The 3,065-nt window shown below is 69.6% G+C and carries 4 protein-coding genes; all 4 read left to right on the plus strand.

Going from position 1 to position 3,065, the window contains the following annotated elements; all coding sequences use genetic code 11:
- The first annotated feature begins 343 nt into the window (after positions 1-343).
- Positions 344-1,561, plus strand: coding sequence for an MFS transporter (locus AB0878_RS49295; protein ID WP_366590624.1), 1,218 nt, complete (start codon positions 344-346; stop codon positions 1,559-1,561).
- The gene (locus tag AB0878_RS49300; protein ID WP_366590627.1) at positions 1,558-2,058 is read left to right on the plus strand and encodes a helix-turn-helix domain-containing protein; all 501 of its coding nucleotides are present in this window, start codon (positions 1,558-1,560) and stop codon (positions 2,056-2,058) included. The genes AB0878_RS49295 and AB0878_RS49300 overlap by 4 nt, the downstream gene beginning before the upstream one ends.
- Positions 2,059-2,071: 13 nt before the next feature.
- Complete coding sequence (locus AB0878_RS49305; RefSeq protein ID WP_366590629.1) at positions 2,072-2,590, plus strand: hypothetical protein; 519 nt, start codon at positions 2,072-2,074, stop codon at positions 2,588-2,590.
- A gap of 68 nt (positions 2,591-2,658) precedes the next feature.
- Positions 2,659-3,065: TetR/AcrR family transcriptional regulator (locus tag AB0878_RS49310; RefSeq protein ID WP_366590631.1), on the plus strand; the 407-nt coding region annotated here is incomplete at its 3' end.

Genomic DNA, 3,065 nt, shown 5'->3' on the forward strand with positions numbered 1-3,065 from the left:
CGGATCGTCGCGTGGTCCGCGGTCGGGAACACCGGCCGGTCCGGCAGCGAGCCGAGGTAGTCCAGCGCGGCCGTGCTCGCCGCGTCGAGCACGGACTTCCAGTCTGACTCCTGCACGGATCCTCCTGCGGTCATCGGGATTTCGAGGACCGACAGCGTCCACACAGGACCGCCGGCACCGGAGATCTGAGTCACTCGACTCACATCGCGGCCATTCTGCGTCGGCGGACTCAGAACTGAGTCAAGCGCCCTGCTTCAAACCCTTGACTCAGACGCGTTCGGCCAGCGCCGACAGCACGCCGAGCTGACTTGCACAGTGAAAGCCAGCACTCTACAGTGCATCTATGTCGGAAACCCGTTTGACCGCGGCCCCTGTTTCCGCCGGGCACAGGGTGTTCGCGGCCGGGGTGGCGACGCTGGCCGCGCTGTACGTCGGCAACAATCTGCCGAGCGCGTTGTATGCGTTGCTGCGTACGACGTTCGGCTTCTCGGCATTGGTGCAGACGCTGCTGTACGCCGTCGCGGTGGCGGTGATCGCGCCGGGGCTGCTGGTGGCGGGACCGCTGTCGGACGCGCTGGGGCGACGGCCGCTGATGCTGGTAGGGCTGACGGCGTTCTTCGCAGGCGACGTGGCGTTCGCCTTCGCGACCGGGACGGGCTGGCTGTTCGTCGCGCGGATTCTGCAGGGGCTCGGTATGGGCGCGGGCGCCGCCGCGGCGCAGGCGATGCTGAGCGACAGCGCCGGGCCGGACGCGGGCAGCCAGCGGCGCGCGGCGGCAACCGCCACGGCGTGCGTCACCTTCGGGCTGGCGCTCGGGCCGGTGGCCGGCGGCCTGCTCGCGCAGTACGGCCCGCTGCCCCGGCACTTGTCGTTCGCGTTCCACGCCGCGGCCGTGGCGATCGTGGCGCTGCTGGTGCTGCGGACGCCACGACCGGTCCGGCGCGAAGGCGCACACTGGCGCCGGCCGCGGCTCGGCGTGCCGGCTGAGATCCGGCGGACGTTCGTGGTCGCTGGGGCGTCGTCGTTCCTGGCGTGGGCCGTGCTCGGGGTGTTCTCCGCGGTGGTGCCCTCCCTCGTGCAGAGCATGACGGGCTCGACGAACCTCGCACTCGCCGCGGCAGCGCTCGCACTCATGATCGCCACGTCGGGGTTCGTGCAGTTCGGCGCCCGCAAAGTGTCGCCGATCCGCGCGCAGGCAAGCGGTCTCGTAGTGCTCGCCGTCGGCCTTGCACTGCTGGTGCTCGCGAACGAGGCCGGCGTTGCGTGGCTGGTGGTGCCGGCGATGCTCGGCACGGGAACCGGGCACGGGCTCGTGTTCACCGGTGCGCTGGCGGAGCTCACCGTCGTCACGCCGCCGGCCGAGCGCGGCGCGGTGATCGGCACGTACTACGTGGTCACCTACCTTGGTCTCGGTGGACCAGTGGTCGTGGTCGGCCTGCTGTCCCTCGCGCAGGGACTACCCGCCGCGACCGTGCTCGTCGCCGCGGTCATCGGCGTGTTGTGCCTGGTGCTGGCGCCGCTGGTGCTCCTGGAGATCCGCCGCCAGGAGGGTGTCCAGTGACCCGTCCGGCGAGGATCGTCGTGGCCGGCCAGCCGTGCCCGATCGGCCGCGCGGCCGATATCCTCGGTGACCGGTGGACCCTCCTGATCCTGCGCTCGATCACGGCCAGCGCCACCCGGTTCGACAAGCTCCACGACGATCTGGGCGTGTCGACCAACGTGCTCGCGAGCCGGCTGGCCGGGCTCGTCCGCGTGGGGGTGCTGACCAAGGTGCCCTACCGCGACGACCACCGCACCCGCCACGAGTACCGCCTCACCGAAGCGGGCGCCGATCTGCTGCCGGTGCTGCACGCACTGGCCCGGTGGGGCGAAGACCACACCCGCTCCGACCGGCGCACCCCGCTGATGAAGGCCGTCCACACCGTCTGCGGCGAGGAAATGCCGTTCGGCGACCACTGCCCGCGCTGCGACCGGACGGTGGCGCGGACGGAACTCACCTGGCTGCAACCCTGGCGCTCGGCCGCACCGGTGCCGCTCACCGAACCCGTTCACGATTGAGGAGAAAACACCGATGGCCACTGGACTTCCGGTCACCACGACCACCCACGATGTGCGCCGGCTTGCTGTGCCGCTCGGGCGACCCTACGCCGAAGCGATCCGCGTGTTCGAGGACACAGTGCCGGTGCTCGACCGCACCCGGTTCGAGGGCTTGCCAGACTGGGCCGCAGTCGTCGCCAAGGCCGACGAGGTCGCGCCTCTCGGCTTCCTGCGGTTCGCGAGCATCGAGGTGCCGCCGTTCATGGCCGGTTCCGGATTTTCCTGGGACTGTACCGAATACCTGATGGGCAACCACGTGATCGCCGAGCAGATGTACCGCCACAACCCGACGGTGATGCTGCACGCGCCCCTTCGGCTGCTGATCCAGGCCGACGAGCACGGCGACGGCGTGTTCGTGACCGACCAGCCGGGCACGCTGTTCGCGAGCTTCGGAGATCCGCGGGTGACCGCAGTCGGCCATCTGCTCGACACGAAGCTGGCCGGGCTGTTCACCGCCCTCGGGGCTGAACCACCGGCGGAGCTGACGCAGTGAGGCTGACCTTCGCAGGAAACTCGCGCCGCCACTAGACGACTGGTCTAATCGGCTGCTACTCTCACGTCATGCCAGCCAAAGCCGACACCCGCAAAAGCCTGCTCGACACCGCCCGGCGGATTGTCCTGGCCAAGGGTTACGCCGCGGTCGGCATCAACGAGGTGCTCGCCGACGCGGGTGTGCCGAAGGGGTCCTTCTACCACTGGTTCGACTCCAAGGACGCCTTCGGCGAAGCGATGATGCAGAGCTACTTCGACGACTACTTCGCCACCATGGACCGCATCGTCGCGGACAAGGCGAAGACCTCGGCCGAGCACCTCATGCAGTACTGGCAGTACTTCCACGACACGCAGGCCGCGGACGACTGCCAGGGCGGCTGCCTGGTCGTCAAGCTGGGCGCGGAGATCGCCGACCTGTCGGAGGCCATGCGCGTCACGACGAAGGCCGGGACCGCGGCGATCATCGACCGGATCGA

Origin of the sequence: Amycolatopsis sp. NPDC047767 (assembly GCF_040704195.1) — a bacterium.
Classification (GTDB): Bacteria; Actinomycetota; Actinomycetes; order Mycobacteriales; family Pseudonocardiaceae; genus Amycolatopsis.